Consider the following 23343-nt stretch of genomic DNA (forward strand, 5'->3'; position numbering starts at 1 on the left):
AGTCCCGGTCACGGAACTACAGCGTTTCAAATGGTGTGCAGTTGGTGCCTACTCTGGAATGCGAACCGGCATGTAGGTGTAACCCTTCACGAAGCAGCCAGGTGAGCGTGTTGGCTCAGCCATCAGCTCGATCTTCGGGAAGCGCTTCAGGATTTCTTCCCACAGGATCATGATCTGCAACTCGCCGAGACGATTGCCGACGCACCGGTGAATGCCATAGCCGAATGACATCTGGCGACGGGCATTCGCACGATCAATGATCACATCATCCGCGTTTTCAAAAACTGTCTTGTCGCGATTGCCGGAGACGTACCACATGGCAACCTTGTCGCCCTTCTTGATCATCTTGCCGCCAAGCTCGAAGTCTTCCAGCGCGGTACGGCGCATATGAGCCAGCGGTGTCTGCCAGCGGATGATTTCAGATGACAGGTTGGGGATCAGACCTGGATCAGCAATGAGCTTGTCGTATTCTGTCGGGAACTTGTTGAGCGCATAGACGCTGCCCGTCATGGAATTGCGGGTCGTGTCATTGCCGCCAACAATCAGCAGAATGATGTTCCCCAGATACTCCATGGGATCCATGTTCTTGGTCGCTTCGCCACGCGTCAGCATGGTGATGAGATCATTGCCCGGCTTGTCGGAATTGATGCGCTGGTTCCACAACTCAGTGAAGTAGGCGAGGCACTCAAGCAGGTGTCCCTTCCACTCTTCCTCACCGCCCTCAAGTGTATTGGCATCGGTTGTGACCATGTCTGACCAGAAGGTCAGCTTGCGACGATCTTCAAATGGGAAGTCAAAGAGCGTGGCAAGCATCATGGTGGTCAGCTCGATGGACACATTGTCCACCCAGTCGAATGTCTCACCGCGCGGCAGTGAATCCAGCACCATGCCGGTGCGCTCGCGGATCAGCGGTTCCCAGGACTTGAGGTTGTTGGGAGCGACAATCGGCTGAACCGTCTTGCGCTGCTCGTCATGCTTGGGCTGGTCCATCGCGATGAACATAGGCAGCTGGAAATCTTCCGGCCCATCAAAAAGCGTGATGCCGCCATGTTCCCAGCTTGAGGAAAACACCTGGTGGTTGGTGTCCACCGCCATGATGTGCTCGTAGCTGCTGACCGACCAATACTCGCCGAACTCTTCGTCGAAGCACTTGTGAACCGGCGCTTCCTCGCGAAGACGCTCAAAATACGGCCAGATCACATCATTCTGGAATAGGTCGCGCTGCGCGGGATTGAATTCATTCAAAGGCATGCTCCACGCACGCTCGGTGTGATCAATCTCGGTATGCGGTTCGGCAACGGCCTGGGACATGATCTCTTCTTTCCTAATAGTGACGACGCGTCATTTTTAAGTGAGGGCGCGCCCTGTAGATTTCAACCTAATTCACAAAGATTAAGCGGGAATACGCACCGGCATGTACGTGTAGCCTTTGACGAAGCAGCCCGGCGTCCGGGTTGGCTCTTCCATCAGCTCGATCTTGGGGAAACGCTTGAGGATTTCTTCCCACAGGATCTTGATCTGAAGTTCCCCGAGGCGATTGCCGACGCAACGATGGATGCCATAGCCGAAGGACATCTGACGACGCGCATTTGGCCGGTCGATGATGATGTCGTCGGCATTCTCAAAAACGTCCGCATCCCGGTTGCCCGAGACGTACCACATGGCCACCTTGTCGCCCTTCTTGATCATCGTGCCATTCAGCTCGATGTCTTCAAGGGCAGTGCGGCGCATATGGGCCAGCGGCGTCTGCCAGCGAATGATCTCGGATGAGAGATTGGGGATCAGGCTCGGATCAGCGATCAGCTTGTCGTACTCACCCGGAAATTTATTGAGGCCGTAGACGCTGGCGGTCATGGAATTACGGGTCGTGTCATTGCCGCCCACGATGAGCAGGATGATGTTCCCCAGATACTCCATCGGGTCCATGTTCTTGGTGGACTCGCCGCGCGTGAGCATGGTGATCAGATCATTGCCCGGCGTGTCAGAGTTGATGCGCTCATTCCACAATCCGGTGAAGTACTCCAGGCATGCCAGGAGATGGCCGCGTTTTTCCTCAACGCCACCTTCAAGTGTCTTGGGATCGGTCGTGACCATGTCCGACCAGAAGGTAAGCTTGCGGCGTTCCTCAAACGGGAAATCAAACAGGGTTGCCAGCATCATCGTGGTCAGCTCGATGGACACATTGTCCACCCAGTCAAATGTCTCTCCGCGCGGGAGCGAATCCAGAACGTAAGCCGTGCGCTCGCGAATGAGGCCTTCCCAGTTCTTCAGATTGTTGGGCGCAACGATCGGCTGAACGGTAATACGCTGCTGATCGTGCTTTGGCGGGTCCATGGCAATGAACATGGGCAAACGGAAGTCTTCCGCCGCATCAAAAAGCGTGATGCCCCCATTGGTCCAGTCCGAAGAGAACACGTGATGGTTCGTGTCCACCGCCATGATGTCTTCGTAACGCGTGACAGACCAGTACTCGCCGAAGTCCTCATCATACGCCTTGTGAACCGGCGCTTCTTTACGCAGGCGCTCGAAATAGGGCCAGATCACGTCATTCTGAAACAGGTCCCGCCGCGCTGGGTTGATCTCATTGAGTGGCATGCTCCATGCGCGCTCGGCATGATCGACATCAGTCTGCGGTTCAGCGACGGCCTGAGACATGAACTCTACTTTCCTTTGATGTAACGGCGCCCTCAGGGAGTGAGGACGCCGCGCCAAACTTACAAAATGTGCGTGCCAGCTACGCGGGAATGCGAACTGGCATATAGGTGTAGCCCTTCACGAAGGGAGAACGGGTGCGGGTCGGTTCTTCCATGACCTCAATCTTCGGGAAGCGCTTCAGCAGTTCTTCCCAGAGGATCTTGATCTGGAGTTCGCCAAGGCGATTGCCCACACAGCGATGGATGCCATATCCAAAAGACATCTGACGGCGAGCGTTCGGCCGGTCGATGATCACGTCATCTGCGTTCTCAAAGACTGCAGTGTCCCGATTGCCGGAGACGTACCACATGGCAACTTTGTCGCCCTTCTTGATCATCTGGCCATTCAGCTCGATGTCTTCCAGGGCCGTACGCCGCATGTGAGCGAGGGGCGTCTGCCAGCGAATGATTTCTGACGAGAGGTTAGGGATCAGGCTTGGATCAGCGATCAGCTTGTCGTACTCGCCGGCAAACTTGTTGAGCGCATAGACGCTGCCCGTCATGGAATTACGGGTCGTGTCATTACCGCCCACGATCAGCAGAATGATGTTCCCCAGATACTCCATGGGGTCCATGTTCTTGGTGGATTCGCCACTGGCCAGCATGCTGATGAGGTCATTACCCGGCGTATCGGAGTTCACCCGATCGTTCCAAAGACCGGTAAAGGCCTCAAGGCATTCCATCAGCTCACCGCGCCACTGTTCTTCACTCTTGTAGATTTCCGGGTTGTCACGACCGGTTGCCACGTCAGACCAACGGGTCAGGCGGCGGCGTTCTTCAAACGGGAAATCGAACAGGGTGGCCAGCATCATCGTTGTGAGTTCGATTGACACCTTGTCCACCCAGTCAAAGGTTTCATTGCGCGGCAATTGATCAAGGATCAACCCTGTTCGCTCACGAATGAGACCTTCCCAGTTTTGCAGGTTCTTGGGCGCAACGATGGGCTGAACCGTAATGCGTTGCTTGTCATGCTTGGGCGGATCCATGGCGATGAACATCGGCGCCCTGAAGTCTTCCAGCGGGTCCGCCAGCGTGATGGCGCCTTCAGAGGAAAACACGTGATGGTTGGTATCCACCGCCATGATGTCTTCATAGCGCGTCACCGACCAGTAGTCGCCAAATTCGTCCGAATGCCCCTTATGGACAGGCGCTTCTTTTCGCAGGCGCTCAAAGTATGGCCAGATGGCATCGTCCTGGAAAAGAGCACCATCAGCGACATTGATGTCCTCAAGAGGCATGCTCCAGGCACGTTCTTGGTGGTCAACTGTGGACGGTGTTTCGGCGGCGGCCTGTGACATGGGAGTCCCTCTTGATTGATCGCGTCAGACGCCCGGAACCACGCAACATGGCGCCGGGCGGTCTTGTCGTTTCAACAGCTAGGCAGGAATGCGAACCGGCATGTAAGTGTAGCCCTTCACGAAGACAGACTTTGTCCGTGTCGGCTCTTCCATCACTTCAATCTTCGGGAAGCGCTTGAGAATTTCTTCCCACAGAATTTTGATCTGCAGCTCGCCCAACCGGTTACCCACACAACGGTGGATGCCATACCCAAATGACATCTGGCGGCGCGCATTTGGACGGTCGATAATGACCTTGTCGGCATCTTCAAACACGCTTTCGTCGCGGTTGCCCGAGACGTACCACATGGCCACCTTGTCACCCTTCTTGATGTGAGCACCGTTCAAAACGATGTCTTCAAGAGCTGTCCGGCGCATGTGAGCCAACGGTGTCTGCCAGCGAATGATCTCGGATGAAAGATTCGGAATCAGATCCGGTTTGGCGAGCAGCTTGTCATACTCACCTGCAAACTTGTTGAGAGCATAGACACTCGCAGTCATTGAGTTGCGCGTTGTGTCATTGCCACCCACGATGAGCAGGATGATGTTTCCCAGATACTCCATCGGGTCCATGTTCTTCGTGGACTCGCCACGTGTCAGCATGGTGATGAGATCATTGCCAGGCGTGTCGGAGTTGATGCGCTCGTTCCATATGTCGGTAAATGCTTCCAGGCATTCCAGCAGTTCCGCACGCCACTGGTCATCATCAGCAACAATCTCCGGATTGTTGCGCCCGGTTGCCACATCGGACCAGCGTGTGAGTTTGCGGCGCTGTTCGAACGGGAAATCAAACAGGGTCGCAAGCATCATGGTTGTGAGCTCAACCGACACATTGTCCACCCAGTCGAACACCTCGCCGCGGGGCAAGGAGTCAAGAATCTGACCGGTCCGTTCGCGGATCAGGCCTTCCCAGTTCTTCAGATTATTCGGCGCAACGATCGGCTGCACGGTGATGCGCTGCTGATCATGTTTGGGCGGGTCCATCGCAATGAACATCGGCAACTGAAAATCAGAAATTTGATCGAACAGGGTGATGCCACCATGTTCCCAGCTTGAAGAGAACACGTGGTGGTTGGTGTCCACCGCCATAATGTCTTCGTAGCGTGTCACGGACCAGTACTCACCAAAGTCAGGGGAGTAGGCCTTGTGGACCGGAGCTTCCTTGCGCAGGCGCTCGAAATACGGCCAGATGGCATCCGCCTGGAAAATGTCTGGATCAGCGATGTTGATGTCTTTGAGCGGCATGCTCCATGCGCGCTCGGTATGATCGATTTCGCCTTCGGGTTGGACAGCTGCCTGCGACATGAACCGTTTCCTCCGGTTGGGCGGCACCCTTGCGAATGCCGACATGACAAAAGACCCCGCCTCCCCATTTGTTTCCACGGGGTAAGCCGAGCGCGCCGCATATGACCTGCGGCCAGTTGTCGACAGCGTAACGCAGCGAAAATCGAGGTTCTATAAAAAAGTGACGCGGGCGTCATTTTTGCTGCGTCGCAGCAAATTCCTCTCGGCAGACCACAAATGCAAAAACGGTCGGCAATTGCCGACCGTTATTAAGCTTCGTAGCCCTTCGGCCACCGAGCAATGTGCACAATGCCTCTAAATTGGCAGGGAAACCCTGTGAAGCTCGTAGTCAGGGCGTGAAACTTCCCAGAACGGGCGTGGCTGTGACACATCATTGGTCGTCTCCGCGACAGCGCCCACGCGCATTATGTCGCCAACTTTGAAGAGTTTCAGCTTCACTTCGGTATCAGCCTGGTCCTGGTGCCAGAACGACAGCGCGGCAAGGCTCAGATGTGCGGGATGGTACAGCGTCGTGACGAAAGTCGTGCCATCGTCACCCGAAAGGCCGATGGCAACTTCGCGCAGAAGGTTCAGCTGAGAAGCGGGCAGCGAAATGTCCGCCTTCACGCCATCAGCATCCTCGCAAAGGGTGACCTTGTCGGGCCGCACAGAGACAGTGCGGATAAGTGATCCCGCTTCATTTTCGGTTGTGTAGGCAAAGACGAAACTGTCAACGCGACCGCGCGAAGTCGCAACAATGTCGACGACCGATCCATCAATGTCTTCGTTGAGAGCCGTAACGGTCGCGTCGCGCATCTCTTGCACGCTTGCTTCCTCAAGCACTGAACACCCCTCGGCCATTACCGGGGAGTTGAAGGCCGCAATGCCAACAGCGGCGAAGAGCGTCGCACTAAGAACACCCAGCTTTGCCTTTGGATCGCGAAGCGACCCGCTGAACGGCTGCATGTAGCTTCGGACGTTGGCTTTGTAATTGTCCCAGGTCATCGAGGGGTCCACCGTGGCTGATCACTGTTTGCGTTGCTAGCAAAACAAGATCGGGCCACGGTGGTTCCGCCCGGATGTCACGATTCTCCGGCGCCATAGTAAAAAGGCGCAGGAACCCTGCAGATCTTAGGCGGCGCGGAAGCCCGCAAGACGCTCAGCAATAATCTCGTCGGCTTCTTTCATGATCCGGTCCACAAGCTCCTTGCAGGTCGGAATATCATGGATCAGGCCTGCGACCATGCCACAGCTCCAGCCACCGGCATCCATGTCGCCGTCCTTCATGATCTTGGGATACACGCCTGCCACTTCTTCAGCGATGTCAGCAAAGCTGAGCTTGTCACCCATCTCCTGCTCTTTCTCGAGCAGACGCTCAACCGCATCATTGTTCAGCACACGCTCGGTGTTCCGAAGGGGCCGCATGATGAGACGTGTGTCGAGCTCGCTTGCGGCAATCAGAGCCTGCTTCACATTCTCATGCACCGGCGCTTCCTGCGTGGCGATGAAACGTGTGCCCATGTTCATGCCTTCAGCACCCATGGCCATGGATGCAACAAGGCTACGTCCGTCTGCCATGCCGCCGGACGACACGAATGGGATTTTGAGCTCTTCTGCAGCCCGCGGCAGCAAAATGAAGTTAGGCACATCGTCCTCACCGGGGTGGCCGCCGCACTCAAACCCGTCAACACTCACCGCATCACATCCGATGGACTCAGCTTTGAGCGCATGCCGCACCGATGTGCATTTGTGGATGACCTTGATGTCCGCTTCCTTAAGGGCGGGAAGCCACTTGGCCGGGTTGTTGCCGGCTGTTTCAACGGCTTTGACACCGCTCTTGATGATGACGTCAACAAATCCCGGATAGTCGGGAGGCGTGACAGCAGGCAGGAACGTCAGGTTCACACCAAAAGGCTTGTCGGTCATGCCCTTGCAGCGCTCGATTTCCGCAGCCAGCTTTTCAGGTGTTCCCTGCGTCAGGCCGGTGATGATGCCAAGACCACCTGCATTGGAAACAGCTGCCGCCATTTCCGCAAAGCCCACATAGTGCATGCCGCCCTGAATGATCGGATGCTCAATACCAAAGAGTTCTGTAATACGCGTGCGCATGTTCGCCGCCCCATATGTTTTTTGAAGACTGGTTCACGGCATGCTGAAACACGCCATCTCATGGCGCATTTTGGCCATCCGTGCGCGAAAAGCTAGTGCGTTCTCTTTTAAAACTACGGAAGGGTTGCGGGATGTCCGCTAGAGGCCTGCAGACTTGGCCATGCCAGCTGGACCATTGCCCCAGCCGCCGCCCAGGGCCCGGAACAGGCCGATCTGGAACTGGGTTGTGTTGGCCTGAGACTGCGCCAGCGTAATGTCCGCATCCGCCAGCGTCCGCTCCGCATCCAGCACGGTGATGAAATCGTCAGCCCCCAACTCGTAGCGCGATTGCGCCATACGTGCTGACTGAGCGGCAGCATCGCGTGCAAGTGTGAGTGCGGCTTGCCGTTCAAGCTCTGCTGCATAGTTCTGCAGAGCCGTTTCGGTTTCTTCAAGTGCCACCAGAACCGCCTGATCAAACTCCGCCAGCGCCTGCGCCATACCGGCTTCTGCAGCAGCAATCCGTGCACGACCGGCCCAGATGTTCGGGAACGTCCAGGAAATCAACGGGCCAAACGAAAATGAAACCGCACCGTCTTCCTTGAGACTGGCAATCTGAAGGGCTGTCGTATCAATCGAACCACCAAGAGATATCTGCGGGTAGAGTTCTGCCGTCGCAACGCCAACGCGGGCCGCAGCAGCCTTGAGCGCATTCTCTGCCTCACGCACGTCCGGACGTCGCGCAATAAGACCGGCGCCGTCACCGACCGGAATGGTCGCCGCAACAATCGGTGCACGGGTGCAATCCGTTGCTGCATCCACCATTGCCGCCGGCGGCTGGCCCACAAGTGTCGCCAGACGGAAACGCGCGTTTTCACGATCTGCTTTCAACTGAGGCAGCGAGGCTTTGGTGTTTTCCACGTTCACCTGCGCCCGAACAATATCGAGCTTGGTGCCCTGACCACCTTCCGTAAGCTGACGCGTCAGATCCACTGTCCGCGTTTGAAGGTTTAGGGTATTTTCCGTCACGGCAATCTGCTGATTGGCCGAACAGATATCCGCATAGGCCCGCGCTGTCTCAGCGGCAATCGTAATGCGTGATGTATGCAACGCTGATTCAGCGGCCTGCGCATCAGCGCGCGCCGCGGCAACGGAATTGCGAACACGCCCGAACAGATCAATCTCGTAAGAGAGGCTGAAACCGGATGTATAGGAGATGTCTTCCGTCTTGGCCTTCTGCGTCGCCTGCTGCGCCGCATCACGCTCATAGGTCGCGCCCGCATTTATATCCGTAGACGGAAGATATGCACTGCGGCTTTCCCCAAGCGCGGCAAGCACCCGATCAAGGTTGGCAAAAGCTGCCTTCAGGCTGTTGTTTTCGGACAGGGCTTTGGTGATGTACCCATCAAGCTCAGGGTCATCATAAAGACGCCACCAGGTGGTGTCGGGTGCGTCTGGAGAAACAGGCGCAATTGCCGCCGTCACGAATTCGCTTTGGGCAATCGGCGCGGTAGCGACTGTGGATTTGGGGACATCCGGCGAAAATGAACAGGCGGCCAAAGCCGCACTTGCCACCCCACATGCCAGTTTTGAACACGTACCCATTGCCTGCTCTCCTGAACGCCACCTCGTCGGATGGCAGAATTTCAGGAGGAACAGTGCCTTATTCTGGTTAACACGACCCTTATTGGGGTCGGAAGTCGGCAGGTCTACTCGACAGAACCGACCGCAATCCAGTCGACCCGACAATCAGAAATTGTTGAGGCTCCAGCCGCCCGGATCGTCAGATCGAACTTGTTTTCAGTGATGCTGCCGGCTTCGAACGCGAGAATGACGTTTGGCTCGCGGTAATAGGCTTCCAGGAGGTTCGGCGCCAAAAACACCTTGGGAGGGGACGTGAATCCGGACTCAAACGACACCGTCCGGGTCATGACTTCTTCCCAACCATCTTCTGTCGGCCGATAGGCGTGGCCGCATTCAAAAGTGCCTGCCTGAAGACGGGACGCCATGAGCTTGTCAGCCAGAACAGACTGAACAGCCCCGGAGGACGCTACAGCGCCAGCCACCTGATCAAGCTTGCGATCCAGGTCTTCCGCAACTGAGATCATCCGTTCAGCCTTGGCAGCTTTCTGGGCCAGCTTCCGGTAGGCAGCAGCAATCTCTTCCGCTTCATCGCGCAGTTGTTCCTGCTGGCCACGCAAACTGGAGACTTCACGTTGGGCAAACCGCACTTCGTCAGTAATGCTCTCGGCCTGACGGAGCAAAAACTCGCTCAAAACCTCGCGATTATCGCCGCCACCGCCACCGTCAGCGTAGAGATTACGCCAGTCCCAGGTCCCTTGATTGACCCAGAAAAAGAAGCCAAGGCCACCTGCCAGCACGACAAGCAGCAAGAAGCTCAGCACCCCAAACGTGCCACCGCCATTGCGGTTGGTCCGTCCACGCACTTCAGCATCAATCAATCCGCGCAATGCGGCGCGCTGTTCGTCAGAAAATTCTGCCATGCCCTGCCTCAGCCGTTTTCCGGTTCATCTACATGAAGATTTACCGATTTCAATCCGATTGGACGGTCGCATACATCGCATCCGCCGCAAGGCACCCACTGGCAAAACCTATACCGCAAATACGACAAGCGTGTGCCCATCGTTCTGTTTACGGATTGTTAATCCAAAATCACGTGTCGGCACAGCAACACTCTGGCCGTTGGTTAACCGATTTGTCTTAGGTTTCAGCGCATTCTGCCAATTCAGGCTATGATAATCACGACCCGGCTAGACAATTGCATGGTTGCTGGAAATACCTCTTTTGCGGGAACAACACCTGATGACGTCACGACCCACCATTGCAATTCGCACCGCAGGCATCGCCATTCTGGCGGCCGGTGTCTTGCTGCCGGCAACACTTTCAGCAGCAACGCCGGATCAGCCCGGACAGATGGTTGTCGCCCAGGCCGATATTGGCCAGACCCTGATCGCGGATGGCGACAAGGCCTGGCAGGCGGGAAATCCGACACAGGCCGCGGACCTGTATGGCCGCGCCGTGGAAACGGGAAATCTCACCTCAGCCCAGCGCGCCTATGCCTTAAGAGCCCTTGGATTCGTATCCGCCGAGATCGGCAATCCTGACGAAGCAGCGCGCGCCTTCAAGGCGTCCTTGAGCATCGAAGACAATCCGGGCGCCGCCCTGGGCCTGGCGGTCTCCCTTCGCCAGGCAGGCGATACCGCCAGCGCAAACGCAGCCCTTGCCAAGGTCGACCGGCGCGTCCTCACAACGGATCAGCTGCCTTTCTATCTGGACGAAAAAGCATCTGCTTCTCTGCCCGAAAACCCTCAGGGCGCCATCACTGCCCTTGAAGAAGCCGTGACCCTGAACGAAAGCGTGTACCGCCGCGTTCGCCTGTCACAGCTCTACCGCCAGACCGGTGACACCGCGAAGGCGCAGGCAAATCTTGAAAAAGCAGAGGCAGCCCTCGCAGCTCAGCCAGGCGCTGCGGCGGATGTGGCCTATGCGGCGCTCACATCCGGCGACGACGCAGCAGCAGCGCGCTATTTTGAACAAGCCCGCGCGGGTGGTGGACTGACATCCAACGGCCTTGCCGACTACGGGTATGCCCTCAAGCGCCAGGGCGACCTGGATGGCTCAACGGAACTTTTCCGAGACGCCATTGATACCCATGACGCCAGCCCTGACGCTCAGGACCCATCAGGCAAGCGTCGCCTGTTCCGCCTGCGCCGTGAAGTCTCCTACACAGAACGCACCTGGTACGCGGATGCCTTCCTGTCCTTCCGCGACAACTCGGTAGATCTGGTCAGCGCGCCGGAAGCCGGCGAAAGCGACAGCTTTGCGGGCTGGGAAGTCGGCTATATCGCGCCGCAGATCGGCAGCATGAAACACCGGGCCCTCACCCTGTTCACTCGTGGCTTCACCGGCTTTGAAGGTGACACGCTCAACACCCGCGAGGAATCCCTGCAGCTCGGCGTCGGCGCCCGCTTCCGTCCACTGGCTGACCACAATCTGGTTTTCACCGTCGAGCGTCTCATTTCAGTGGGCGATCAGGCCCGCGATGCCTGGCTTCTGGTTGCCGGTTATTCTCTGGCTGACGGCTTGGATATTGATCCCGTGCTCAACGACTGGGAAAGCTGGAACGTCTATGCGGACGTTGCCTACATCCCTGACGACCCACGCTTTGTCGCCACTAACCTTGAGGGTTGGTACGGCCACAGCTTCAAGCTCAGCGAGTCAGTTGTGCTGACGCCCCATGTTTTAGCTGCCGCCAGATACTCAGACGACAAGTTCGACACCAACCGCGTTATTGAAGCCGGTCCCGGCGTTGGCCTTCGCTACTGGTTCAACGAAGACAAGTACACCGGACCGCGGTCCTATTTCGACTTCAAGGTTCAGTACCGCTATGCGTTCGTCAACGAAGATGACCGTGACGATGGCGCGTTCGTCGGAACGGCCATTCTCCACTACTGATCTACATAAACTCCGGGTGTGCTATTCACCGAGCGTCTTTTGCGCCAGGTCACGCTCGGCCTGTGTCAGGCCGCCCGCTGCAAGCGCGGCCGCGTAATCCACGCGCGCTGCCACCACTTCACCTGCAACGTCACGGGCAATCGCCCGATACAAAATCGCGCGCCCACTGGTCGCATCGCGCGCAGCAGCCTCGTTGGCAAACTCGGCCGCCTGGCCTGCCTTGCCTGATTGAATGGCAGCCTGTGACGAGATGATCCAGACCTGCGCTCGATCCGGATTGGTTGCACGTGCCCGGGCCAGATAGATTTCCGCTTCAGCATACTGACCTTCCGCCATCAGCCCGTAGGCCCGGTGGATAAACGGATAACTCTTGAAGTCCGCCATGGTCGTCGTGGGAAAGGGCGCGGCTTGTTCGTCCGTAAGGGTCTGAGCCCGCATCACGGACAGATCAGGGATCCACATTTCCTTTGTTGCAAACCAGATGCCCACCGCGCCAAAAACCATGAAGGCCGTCAACACCAAGGAAGCCTTGATACGCGCACGCCGCTTTTCACTGGGAGACATCCCTAGCGCGCCCCCTCTAGCTCTTTTTGAATCTGCTTCACTTGGGATGCCGGGATGAGCCCAAGCTCTACCGCGACGCTCAGGGTATCAAGCGGTGGATGTGGCTGCAGGTCCAGTGCATCACTCAACTGAGTTTTCGTTATGGCCCCGGATGATACAAGCGCATCACCGATCAACTGGGTGTCATCACCACGCAGCGCCAGGGCGTTGGTCAGTGCATCGTGTGACACAAGGCCAAGACGCACGAGCACGTCACCGAGCAAGACATGACGACGGCGCATATGCCGCCACAAGCGCTCAATGCCGTCCTGATCGACCATTTGCAAACGCCGCAGAAGAACAGCGTCTTTGATCTCTCGATCAATGGGAGTGTGATCCCACGCATAACGCAGACCAAACGCCACGTCGCTGCGTGGCGCGATAACAAGACTGATACGGCGGCCGGGTGCGAGGACAGCCCGCAGCGCTACCATCTGCTCTTTCGACAATGGCTCTGCGGCAGCGAGCTTCAATTCACCATTGGAGAGCGACACGGGTACGACCGCAAACCGGGCCGCATCGCGCGCAGACAGCTCTGCAAGCGCTTCGGCCTGAACCTTGAGCGCATCAAAACCTTCAAACGCCACACCCGCCTGTTCCGCAAACGCATTCGCAAGACTGTCTTCGTCGACCAGCGCCTGATCAAGAAGCGACAGCCCGAAGGGACGATAGGTCTCCTGTTGTTTGGCCAGCGCTGTCTCTACATCCGCTGCTGCAATGGCACCCCAATAGGTTAGCACCTCACCAATCTTGGGCTTGCCCTGCTTCAGTTCAGCGAGTGATGGGTAGGCATGGGTTGTCTTGTCCCACGTCAGCCGCTGGCCGGAAATCCGGTACCAGAGATACTGCTTGAGTGCGCGCAGGCTGGCACGGAAGCCAATCCAGTTCGCCACCACCGCCCGCAATGGCGAAAGCGGGACATAGATCAGTCCATGGGTTCGCCCGACAAACCACGCACGATGAAACAGCCTGTTGAGCAGGAAGAACAGATTGGCGGCGATGATGTACCAGACCCAGCTACCAGGTTCGATCAGCGGCGGCATCTGCCACAGATCTGGGATGTAGTTCAGCGCCAGATAGTAGGCTGCAATCTGCAGAACAATCGCATAGCCAATGATGGCCGCCGGAGCGGTGATCATTCCCTTGCGGTCACGATACAGGAAATAGAGGTCCTGCCACCGGCCCTGCCAACCAAGCTGCTCCCACCCCAGAAACGAAATGCCAAGTGTCCATCGCGCCTTCTGGCGGATGGAGGCCCACATCTGGTCCGGGAAGAATTCCTTGGTCGAAACGATTTCGCGCTTTGTGCGCATGACCTTGCGGCCGGTAATCCAGCTGGCCCGCTCATGGGGCACTTCGGCCCAGTAGCGAACAAAGGCGCCGGGCATATCAAGATCATGCAGGCGCATGGCGATGTCATAGTCTTCCGTCAGACTATCCGTATTGAAAGGCTGGTCGTCCGTTGCAGCAGACAGGGCGATAAGCGCATTGCGCGAGAAGGCGCTGGCAACACCGGCACTGGGAACAATGCCCGTCATTGCCTCACGCACCAGCAGGTCCTTGTTATGCCACTCGGCAAACTCGTCCATGTAGTGGCAGGCCACCATGTCCAGCGGGTCCCGGTTCATGGAGAACACTGGCAACTGCATGAAGTCACGCGACGGCAGCACCCAGTTGATCACACGCAAAGAGAGTGGGTTCACCACATCCTCGGAGTCCTGCATGACAAAGCCATCGAACTTCTCGCCGGTTTCCTCTTCGTACAGAAAAATGCGTTGGACGATCCAGTTGAGGCAATCGGCCTTGCTGGTAGGACCAGGATGCCCGACCTCTGCGCGGTGCACATTGGGATAGCGCGCAGCCATGCGGTCAACTTCACGCGCTGAATCCGGATCGTTGGAATAAGTGCCTGCGAAAATATGGAAATTGTCGTAGTCGACCGTATTGATGGTGTTGGAAATCATCCGCGCGATCACATCGCTCTCGTCCCATGCGGGCACGATGATGGCGAGCTTGAGCTGTGGCACAGCCTTCAGGCTTTCCAGCTTGCGCGGCAACTCATGCGGGTCCTTGTCGCCCAGCCGTTTGAGCTTCAGCCACCAATAGTAAAGGTCGATAAAGAGGTCTTCTGCACCGCTGACAAAAATCACAAGCGCGATCGTCAGCATCAGGAACTTGATGACGAACCACAGGACCGCAAACGCTTCGACGAGATCGAAACCAAAGGACTGTGAAGCCAGATAGGACCAGTCGAGCAGAAACACCCACTCGATACCGAGCAGGATGTTGCTGACCATGTCCTGGAACGCACTAAGCGCTTCCGCCATCAAGAGGCAGATCGCCGGCCGGTACCATCCTTGGCACCATCCGGCCCTTCTGTTTCACCGCTGCGTACCACACGCAAGGCGCCAACCTCGCGCGCCAGCAGCGAGGCAATGCGCTCACCCGCCTTACCATCACCAAACGGGTTGCCGCCCTGCGCCATGACCTGCCGGTCATCTTCATGAGTCAGCAAGTGAATCGCCAACGCTTCAATGTCGTCGCGGTCAGTACCCACAAGCTTCGCGACACCCGCGTCCAAGGCTTCGGTGCGTTCGGTCACCTTGCGCATCACGAGAGTAGGCACGCCCAACGTAGCGGCCTCTTCCTGCACACCGCCTGAGTCAGTCAGGACAAGCGACGAGCGGCGCAGTACGGATACAAAGTCGCCATAGGCCAGCGGAGGTGTTAGCCGCACCCGCGGATGCGTCCCCAGAACAGTCGCAAGCGGGTCCCGCACGACCGGGTTGGGGTGCACCGGCAAAATGATTTCAGCGTCAGGAACGGCATCGGAGATCGATGCAACAGCACGCGCAATGCCCTCGATCTGGTCGCCCCAGCTTTCCCGGCGATGGGTGGTGACAAGCACAAGCCGCTTGCCTGCCTGTGGTGGCTCAAGCGTTTCAGGCCACGCTGGCAGCGTCGGGAGAACGCTCATCAAAGCATCGACAACCGTATTGCCCGTAACGTGGATTCGCCTGTCTGCGAATCCTTCAGCACGCAGGTTTGCAGCAGCGTTTTCAGTGGGCGCAAAATGTAGCTGTGCCAGACGGGCAATAATCACCCGAATGCTTTCTTCCGGGTTTGGGTGGTCAAAATCGAACGACCGCAGACCGGCTTCCACATGGGCCACGGGGACGCCTCGGGCCGCAGCCGCCAGGGCCCCGGCAAGAGCCGACGAGGTGTCACCTTGAACTATGACAAGCTCAGGATCAGACGTGGCCAGCGCCGGTGCCAGAGCAGCTACGGTCGCCCCGACCTGAGCTGACACGCCCGCGGGCACATCCTTCAGTTCAACAGTCATGTCCGGTTTGACACCGAAATCAGCAAAGGCCTGGTCAGCCAGAGAGCTGTGCTGGCCGGTAGCGATCCACGTTGGAGCAAAAATTTCGGGACGTTTTGCCAACGCGGCATAAACCGGTGCCAACTTGAGGATCTCAGGCCGGGTACCACTAATGATGCTTATGCGATGAACTGCTGCCACGTCGCCCCGATTTCTTGCGTCCTTTCAAGCGTCAGCGCCAGAAAGGTAATTAAATCCTTAACTTTCGGTCCCCAGAGACCACATCCAGCCTGTCTGGAACATGAACGGCAGTTCAGACCGGCCAAAAAGCCCGATGAGAAAGGGGTTTTGCGTTGCGATTGTGGCCTGTCAGCCGCACCCAATTGCCCCAAAACGGGACACAAGCGTCCAGACAAGCCCAATTTGGGCTAAACCCCGCCTCAAATCAGATTTCCCGTTAGACACAGCAAGAGACACGCCGCTTTTCTCATCCATATGTGCGGATTCTGCGTATCCTGTTGCAGTGAGTTAACAATCAGCCCAGAGCGTCCAATTCCTGTGTCTGCGTCCCCCCATTTGCCAAACGCCACATACGACCTGCTTCTGGCGGGTGCCGGACTGGCAAATGCGCTGATTGTGCGTGCCCTCAAGGCCTCACACCCCGATCTGAAAATCGGGATCGTGGATCGCAACCCGCACCCCGACCCCAGCCACACCTGGTCTTTCCATACCAGCGACATTTCTGATGACGCGCGTGCCTGGCTCGACCCACTGATTGCCCATGAGTGGCACGGGCAGGACGTCCGTTTTCCCGGTCATGCCCGCGCGCTCAAAACCGGCTACGCCAGCATCAGCGAAGAAAAGCTCCGCCATCAGCTTGCACAGGACATGGAAGCAACACCGATCCTCGAAGGCGACGTTACCTCTTTGGATGAGGAAGGCGTGACCCTGGAGGACGGACGCCATATTGACGCCCACGCCGTCATCGATGGACGTGGCCAGAAGGCGAATACCTCGTTGGCCATTCGGTTCCAGAAATTTGTCGGTCAGGAGCTGGAGCTTGAGGAGCCCCACGTACTGACCCGCCCCGTCATCATGGACGCCACGGTTCCACAGGAAGACGGTTACCGTTTCTTCTACCTGCTGCCCCATACACCAACCTCGTTGTTGGTGGAGGACACACGCTACTCCGATGGCGCGGAATTGAACGACGATGTGTTTCGCGATGCCATTGAGAACTACGCCACCGGCAAGGGGTGGAAGATCAAGAAGGTCCTGCGTGAAGAGCGTGGGGTGCTGCCAATCGCCCTTGGTGGCAATTTTGACGCTTTCTGGGAAGGGACTCCGAAAGGCACAGGCAGAAGCGGACTGGCCGCGGCCCTCTTTCACCCGGTGACCGGCTACTCGCTCCCGGACAATGTACGTCTGGCGCAGGCAATTGCAGCTCTGCCACACATCACATCGCAAACCGTCGCGCAGACAACCCGCGCCCATGCCAAGGCTGCCTGGGACAAGCGCGGATTTTACCGCCTGTTGAACCGCATGCTGTTTGACGCCGCGCGCCCGCAGGATAGGTACAAGGTTCTGGAGCGCTTTTACCGCCTTCCCGAGCCGCTCATCGCCCGGTTCTATGCCGGACAAACAACACTCGCCGACAAGGCCCGCATTCTCACAGGCAAGCCGCCCGTCCCCATCTTGGCCGCGATGCGCTGCCTCAAGGAACCAAAGTCCGGAGTATCTCAGCCATGAACATTGCAACGCCTTCATCAAAGAAGGCCGTCGTTATCGGGGCGGGCTTTGGTGGCATCGCGCTTGCCATTCGTTTGCAATCCGCCGGTTTCCAGACAACGCTGCTTGAAAAGCGCGACAAGCCCGGCGGCAGGGCCTACGTCTATGAAGACAAGGGCTTCACGTTTGATGCAGGCCCCACGGTCATCACAGACCCATCCGCGCTGGAAGAGCTGTTCGAACTCTCCGGCCGCAAGATGGAAGACTATGTGACGCTTCTGCCGGTTGACCCGCTCTACCGGCTGGAATGGGAAGACGGCACAAGCTTCAACTACACAAACGACTCCGACGAACTGTTCCGTCAGATCAACAAGTTGAACCCCAAGGACGTGGACGGCTACAAGCGGTTTCTGGATTACTCCCGGGACCTGATGGAAGAAGGGTACATCAAGCTTGGCCACGTGCCCTTCCTTAACTTCCGATCCATGATCAAGGCTGCTCCGCAACTGGCCCGCTTGCAGGCGTGGCGCAGTGTCTATTCGAAGGTATCAAGCTTTGTCGAAGATGAGCATCTGCGTCAGGCATTCAGCTTCCACTCGCTGCTTGTCGGCGGCAATCCGTTTGAGACATCCGCCATCTATGCGTTGATCCACGCGCTTGAGCGAGAATGGGGCGTGTGGTTCGCCAAGGGCGGCACCGGTGCGCTGGTAAGCGGCATGCTCGATCTGTTCAGGGATCTGGGCGGTGAGCTGTATCTCAACGCTGACGTTGCGGAGATCACCACATCGGGCACCAAGACAACAGGTGTGACTCTGAAAGATGGCACCCACTTCGTTGCGGATATGGTCGCCAGCAATGCAGACGTTGTGCACACCTATGAAAAAATGCTCGGTCACACAGACCGCGGACGCAAGGAAGCAGCGCGCCTCAAGTCCAAGCGCTTCTCCATGTCACTCTTTGTCATCTATTTCGGCGCCAGCAAGCCCTACGAGGACATTCAGCACCACACGGTCATTTTCGGGCCGCGCTATCGCGAGCTGATCGGTGAGATATTCAAAGGCAAGGAACTTGCCGACGACTTTTCCCTCTATCTCCATGCCCCAACGCGCACGGATCCATCACTGGCGCCGGAAGGACACGGGTGCTTCTACGTATTGTCACCAGTGCCGCATCTGGGACACGCCGACATCGACTGGGATGTGGAGGGCCCAAAATACCGAGACCGCATTCTGGGCTATCTCGACAAGAACTACATGCCCGGCCTGATGAACAACCTCGTCACGACACGTCACTTCACACCAAACGATTTCCGTGAAGAGCTGAATTCCTACAATGGTTCCGCTTTCTCGCTGGAGCCTGTGCTGACCCAGTCAGCATGGTTCCGCAGCCACAACCGCGATGACAAGCTGGAAGGCATGTACATCGTCGGCGCAGGCACCCACCCCGGTGCCGGTATCCCCGGTGTTGTAGGGTCTGCCAAGGCAACGGCGCGTATTGTTCTTGAAGACTTCGACATGGAGCCTGTGGCTTAGCTCCAGGAATATCCGAACATGGATGACGTTGTTGCAGAAGCCCGCACCACGATCCAGCAGGGCTCCAAGTCATTCGCCGGTGCTGCTGCCCTCTTTGGCCGCGACATGCGCGAAAGCGCCTACATGCTTTATGCGTGGTGTCGCTACTGCGATGACGTGATCGACGGTCAGGAACTTGGCTTTGCAAAAGCCGAAGAGGACACAAGCGACCCCCACGCCCGTTTTGAAATGCTGCTGGAGCGCACCCGCGCTGCCTATCGTGGCGAACCGGTGAATGATCCCGTGTTCACGTCGTTCCAGCGCGTGGTGCAAAAACATGACGTGCCGGAGCAGTATCCGCTGGACCTGCTGCGCGGCTTTCATATGGATGTAGCGGAACACACCTACGCCACGCCAGCGGACACACTGACCTATGGCTACTACGTGGCCGGCGCTGTGGGCGTCATGATGGCAATGGTCATGGGCGTGCGGGACGAGCATATTCTTGACCGTGCCTGCGACCTGGGTATCGGCTTTCAACTCACCAACATCTCCCGCGACATTATTGATGACGCGCGGATAGAGCGCATCTACCTGCCCCGGAGTTGGCTGGAAGAAGAAAGCGTGGCCTATTCCACTGCGGCTATTCTTGATCCCAATAACCGTGCTGCCATCGCCCGCGTCGCCCGCCGGCTGGTGATGGAAGCAGAGCCTTACTACGCATCATCCGTCTATGGCATTGCCCATCTGCCGTTCCGCGCAGCATGGGCCATCGCAACGGCCAAACGCATCTATCGTCGCATCGGCATGGAAGTGCTGGCTAAAGGTGAGCAGGCCTGGGACGACCGCGCGGGAACCTCAACAGCACAGAAGATCGGATATGTGTTCCTGGGCTTGGGCGACGCCATCGTATCGCGCTTCCGTAAATCAGCCACGGGCACACCACGCACAGGGCTTTGGACCCGCGCTACAGATCTAGTGTCCACCAACTAGGCAACCTTCTTGCTCTCCTTGAGCTGCGCACGCAGTTTGTCCGGACTCGGCGCATAAACAAATCCGAACGAGACGCATCCCTCCCGCGTATGCACCGCATGATGAAGATGATGGCTTTCCACCAGCCGACCCAGATAGCCACCCTTGGGGTGGTATCTGAATGGCCAGCGTTGATGCACCAGACCATCATGGGCCAGATAATACAGTACCCCATAGGCAGTGATACCGGCGGCCACCCACCAAAGCGGCGACCACAAATAGGTGCCAGCCAGGAACAGCAGGATCGAGAACCCGGCAAAGACAACCGAATAAAGATCGTTCTTCTCAAACCACCCATTTCGGGGACGGTGATGGCTTTCATGCCACGCCCAGCCCCAGCCATGCATGATGTTCTTGTGCGCCCACCAGGCGAACAGCTCCATGGCCGCAATGGTGCCAAGCACGATCGCAAGCGGACCAAACATACTCACGTTGCGTGACCCTTCCTATTGTGAGCCATAAGCGACGCCCTGCGAACCGCAGGCAGACGCCACCAGGGTTCCGTTGGGTGATGATGATGCTCGAGATGGTAGCCGAAGTGAAAACAGGTCAACAGCGACAACACCGGCGGCAGATCAACGCTACGGGCCCGGTGGTGGTCTTCAAACGGGACCCCATCAATCGGCCTGTGCGGCTGGTAGGTACCAAAATAAAACAGCTGCAATGACGACAGCAGCGCAGGCAGCGCCCAGAACAGCAGCAGGTTTGCCACCGGCGCCCCGATCACGAACACATAGACCGCAAGAATGGCCGTCAGAATGCCAAACTCCTTCAGCCCGAAATAATATCGGAAGAAGCCGTAGTACCAGGCCACAAAGCTGTGGGGATTCTCAAAATTGTAGTCGGGATCATCCGCCGTGCCGGGCTTTGCGTGATGCCGCATATGCTCCCTGGCCAGCGCCTCAAACGAGAACCCGGCGTAGATCAGCAGACAGAACCTCGCAATGCCTCGGTTCAGGGCAGGGCGGAACGGCGCTATGGATCCATGCATGCCGTCATGCGCAACAATGAAAAGCCCCACCGACAGGACAGTCTGGGCTGCCACAATCATCGGCGCCAGCCAGAGCCATACGCCGGAAAGCGGCATGAAGAATACGGCCGCAATGTGCACCACCAGCCACGGCACAATGAGCGCTGCGGACACAGCCAGGCCCGTCACCATTTGCCGGTTTCGCGATACCCGGGGCAGCCGCCCGGCCTGGAGCGGTTTCGTCATGCAGCACGCTCCTTCCATCGGGTTGCGATCCACGAAAACAACAAAGCCACCACCGAAAACCCGGCAAGCAGCATCCATGTGCGCTCAAGGTCCGCGGCGGCGACATCCCGGAACAGGACCGCCTGATAGGCATCAATGACCCAGCCCGTCGGGGTCAACGCACCAAGATCCTGTATCCACTCTGGCATCATGTAGCGCGGTACCATGGACCCGCCCACCGCCGACATAACCAGTACAAGGGCGTTGCCCGTTGCAAGCGCCTGTGCCCGCGTCGCGGCAACCGACACAATTGCCATGGCAAGCCCGGCAGCCGATGTCGCTGCAAGAAGCGTCGTCACGACAAAGGCCCCCAATGCATCCCAGACCATGACTTCATAGCCAAGCCAGGCCACCGCAAAAACCACAATCGCCTGCATCGCCCCCTGCCCGGTCAAGAACAGGTATTTGCCAGCAACCAGCGCTCCGGCTCCACCGCGCGTGAGCATAAGGCGATCGATGATGCCGCTGGCTCGATCCTCGATCATGCCCACCGCCCCCTGAAGGGCCGCAAAGAACAGGAACATGATGGTGATAGCCCCGGCGTAATAGGTGACAGCAGGATCACGCTCTCCTTCTGCCGCCGCCTCGATGTCGACGACCGGAGGAGACACAGACCCGGGCACCGCTTCCCCCAGTGCCCGCTGCACAGCCGCAGCAGCCAAGGCACCGGCGATGGGTTTGGCGTCGTCCGCCAGAACAACGACGGGAGCTCTATCCGGTTCTCGCGGACGTGGCACAAGGACAGGTCCCACCACCACAATGGCGGCATCTGCCTGCCCGGACAGCACCATATCACGCGCCGTCGCCCGTGACATGCCATTTTCAGGTGCGCCGCCCTGCGCAAAACGCAACTCAACGTCGCTTGAAAGAGCAGCCCCAATGGCCGTGCCCTGTTCGGACTGGGTGGCATCAGCAAACACCACCTCGATCTCAAGTCCATCGCCTTGCGTACCGGAAAACACCGCAGCAAAAATTACAAAAATGAGAGCAGGAAGAACGAACGCCATGACGAGGGCACCGCGATCTCTCAACAGTCCGATGAGACTGACATATGAGATGACAAACACTACGCCACCTCGCTTTCACCGGTGAGGTCCGCATAGAGGCTATCAAGCCCCGGCTGGCGCACGCGTGTTTCGCGAAGTCTGGCACCGGCCGACACAAGCTCTGACGTCAGGGTATCAACGCCCGGCCCCTCTGACGGCAAACGTCCACGCCAGTGGCGCCCCTCTTCAAGGGACTTGAACCCACGGTCTGTCAAAAGGGCGGCAACGCCGGGATGTGCAGGCTCTGCAAGCAGTAAGACCAGTTCCTGGTCATCGCCAAAGCGCTGGGCGACCAGATCATCAGGCGCTCCGGTTTCAATGACTTGCCCTTGCACGATGATGCCCACACTGCTGGCAACAGAGGCGGCCTGATCAAGATCATGAGTGGTGATGAGAACCGACATGCCGCTCTCGGACAGGGAGCGCAGCACAGCATTGATGCTGTTGCGCGCATCAAGGTCCACGCCGACCGTCGGCTCGTCCAGCACAAGAAGTTTAGGGGCATGCAGCAAGGCAGATGCAATGTTTGCGCGGCGCTTGTACCCGCCCGACAAGGTCTCAACGCGCTGGTCCACCCTGTCTTCAAGACCGGTGGCGGTTACCGCTTGATCCACCATCGTCACCAGCCGGGCACCACGAATGCCCGCCAGCCTGCCAAACACCGACAGGTTTTCAGCCACCGTCATATAGGGATAAAGCGCGATGTCCTGAGGCACCAGCCCAATGCACCCGCGCGCCGCTCGCGACCGCGCCGGATTGCCGCCATAAACCAGGACGGTGCCGGTTGTAGGTCTCAGGCGTCCGCAGAGTGTCCGTATGAGGGTGGATTTTCCTGCGCCATTTGGACCAAGCAAGGCAAAGACGTCACCGCGCATGACCTTCAGGCTCACGTTATTCAACGCGACGCGATCACCGTAGCGATAAGAGACCGCATCTATTTCAAGAACAGGGGTGGGTGCGGTCACGAG

Annotated in this window: 19 protein-coding genes; 4 read left to right on the forward strand and 15 right to left on the reverse strand. The window is 57.8% G+C overall.

Features of this window, described 5'->3' with window-relative positions:
- Positions 1–48 precede the first annotated feature (48 nt).
- The 8 genes from BN1012_RS13910 to BN1012_RS13945 form a co-directional block, all read right to left on the reverse strand.
- Positions 49–1311 carry a cytochrome P450 gene (locus tag BN1012_RS13910; RefSeq protein ID WP_043950061.1) on the reverse strand — a complete coding sequence of 421 codons (1263 nt, stop codon included), beginning with the start codon at positions 1309–1311 and terminating at the stop codon, positions 49–51.
- Positions 1312–1392: 81 nt separating this feature from the next.
- Entirely contained in the window at positions 1393–2655 is a 1263-nt protein-coding gene (locus BN1012_RS13915; RefSeq protein ID WP_043950062.1) for a cytochrome P450, read from the reverse strand.
- A gap of 79 nt (positions 2656–2734) precedes the next feature.
- On the reverse strand, positions 2735–3991 hold the full coding sequence (locus BN1012_RS13920; protein WP_043950063.1) for a cytochrome P450: 1257 nt from the start codon (positions 3989–3991) through the stop codon (positions 2735–2737).
- Positions 3992–4069: 78 nt separating this feature from the next.
- Positions 4070–5335 carry a cytochrome P450 gene (locus BN1012_RS13925; protein WP_081826416.1) on the reverse strand — a complete coding sequence of 422 codons (1266 nt, stop codon included), beginning with the start codon at positions 5333–5335 and terminating at the stop codon, positions 4070–4072.
- A gap of 294 nt (positions 5336–5629) precedes the next feature.
- Positions 5630–6319 (reverse strand): hypothetical protein, encoded by a 690-nt coding sequence (locus BN1012_RS13930; protein ID WP_145973476.1) that lies wholly within the window; start codon positions 6317–6319, stop codon positions 5630–5632.
- 126 nt (positions 6320–6445) lie between these two features.
- Entirely contained in the window at positions 6446–7423 is a 978-nt protein-coding gene (locus BN1012_RS13935) for an NAD(P)H-dependent flavin oxidoreductase (RefSeq protein WP_043950065.1), read from the reverse strand.
- 138 nt (positions 7424–7561) lie between these two features.
- The gene (locus BN1012_RS13940) at positions 7562–9007 is read right to left on the reverse strand and encodes an efflux transporter outer membrane subunit (protein ID WP_043950066.1); all 1446 of its coding nucleotides are present in this window, start codon (positions 9005–9007) and stop codon (positions 7562–7564) included.
- 104 nt (positions 9008–9111) lie between these two features.
- Complete coding sequence (locus tag BN1012_RS13945) at positions 9112–9906, reverse strand: H-type lectin domain-containing protein (RefSeq protein WP_043950067.1); 795 nt, start codon at positions 9904–9906, stop codon at positions 9112–9114.
- Between the two features lie 319 nt (positions 9907–10225).
- Here BN1012_RS13945 and BN1012_RS13950 point away from each other — a divergent pair, with 319 nt between their 5' ends.
- Positions 10226–11878, forward strand: a complete 1653-nt coding sequence (locus BN1012_RS13950; RefSeq protein WP_043950068.1) for an NfrA family protein — start codon at positions 10226–10228, stop codon at positions 11876–11878.
- Positions 11879–11899: 21 nt separating this feature from the next.
- Here BN1012_RS13950 and BN1012_RS13955 read toward each other — a convergent pair whose 3' ends face one another.
- From BN1012_RS13955 to wecB, 3 genes are read right to left on the reverse strand one after another with little or no spacing between them, the layout of a single operon-like run.
- Positions 11900–12442, reverse strand: coding sequence for a tetratricopeptide repeat protein (locus BN1012_RS13955; protein ID WP_043950069.1), 543 nt, complete (start codon positions 12440–12442; stop codon positions 11900–11902).
- Between the two features lie 2 nt (positions 12443–12444).
- On the reverse strand, positions 12445–14808 hold the full coding sequence (locus tag BN1012_RS13960; RefSeq protein WP_052535372.1) for a glycosyl transferase family protein: 2364 nt from the start codon (positions 14806–14808) through the stop codon (positions 12445–12447).
- Positions 14808–16004: a non-hydrolyzing UDP-N-acetylglucosamine 2-epimerase gene (gene wecB, locus BN1012_RS13965; RefSeq protein ID WP_052535374.1), complete on the reverse strand. Its 1197-nt coding sequence runs from the start codon at positions 16002–16004 to the stop codon at positions 14808–14810. The genes BN1012_RS13960 and wecB overlap by 1 nt, the downstream gene beginning before the upstream one ends.
- A 357-nt stretch (positions 16005–16361) precedes the next feature.
- Between wecB and crtY the strand changes: the two genes are divergently transcribed.
- The 3 genes from crtY to BN1012_RS13980 are packed head-to-tail and all read left to right on the forward strand — an operon-like array spanning position 16362 to position 20035.
- Positions 16362–17552, forward strand: coding sequence for a lycopene beta-cyclase CrtY (crtY, locus tag BN1012_RS13970; RefSeq protein WP_244442904.1), 1191 nt, complete (start codon positions 16362–16364; stop codon positions 17550–17552).
- Positions 17549–19063, forward strand: coding sequence for a phytoene desaturase (locus BN1012_RS13975; protein ID WP_043950071.1), 1515 nt, complete (start codon positions 17549–17551; stop codon positions 19061–19063). Before crtY ends, BN1012_RS13975 begins: the two co-directional genes overlap by 4 nt.
- 18 nt (positions 19064–19081) lie before the next feature.
- The gene (locus BN1012_RS13980) at positions 19082–20035 is read left to right on the forward strand and encodes a phytoene/squalene synthase family protein (protein ID WP_043950072.1); all 954 of its coding nucleotides are present in this window, start codon (positions 19082–19084) and stop codon (positions 20033–20035) included.
- On the opposite strand, the gene BN1012_RS13985 is transcribed toward BN1012_RS13980, so the two are convergent.
- The 4 genes from BN1012_RS13985 to BN1012_RS14000 are packed head-to-tail and all read right to left on the reverse strand — an operon-like array spanning position 20032 to position 23340.
- Positions 20032–20499 (reverse strand): sterol desaturase family protein, encoded by a 468-nt coding sequence (locus BN1012_RS13985; RefSeq protein ID WP_043950073.1) that lies wholly within the window; start codon positions 20497–20499, stop codon positions 20032–20034. The two genes, BN1012_RS13980 and BN1012_RS13985, sit on opposite strands and share 4 nt — an antisense overlap.
- A 2-nt stretch (positions 20500–20501) precedes the next feature.
- Complete coding sequence (locus tag BN1012_RS13990) at positions 20502–21290, reverse strand: fatty acid desaturase (protein WP_043950074.1); 789 nt, start codon at positions 21288–21290, stop codon at positions 20502–20504.
- The gene (locus BN1012_RS13995; RefSeq protein WP_145973477.1) at positions 21287–22336 is read right to left on the reverse strand and encodes an ABC transporter permease; all 1050 of its coding nucleotides are present in this window, start codon (positions 22334–22336) and stop codon (positions 21287–21289) included. Before BN1012_RS13995 ends, BN1012_RS13990 begins: the two co-directional genes overlap by 4 nt.
- 59 nt (positions 22337–22395) lie before the next feature.
- Positions 22396–23340 (reverse strand): ABC transporter ATP-binding protein, encoded by a 945-nt coding sequence (locus BN1012_RS14000; protein WP_052535377.1) that lies wholly within the window; start codon positions 23338–23340, stop codon positions 22396–22398.
- Positions 23341–23343 lie beyond the last annotated feature (3 nt).

The sequence above is a fragment of the Candidatus Phaeomarinobacter ectocarpi genome (assembly GCF_000689395.1).
Classification (GTDB): Bacteria; Pseudomonadota; Alphaproteobacteria; order CGMCC-115125; family CGMCC-115125; genus Pyruvatibacter; species Pyruvatibacter ectocarpi.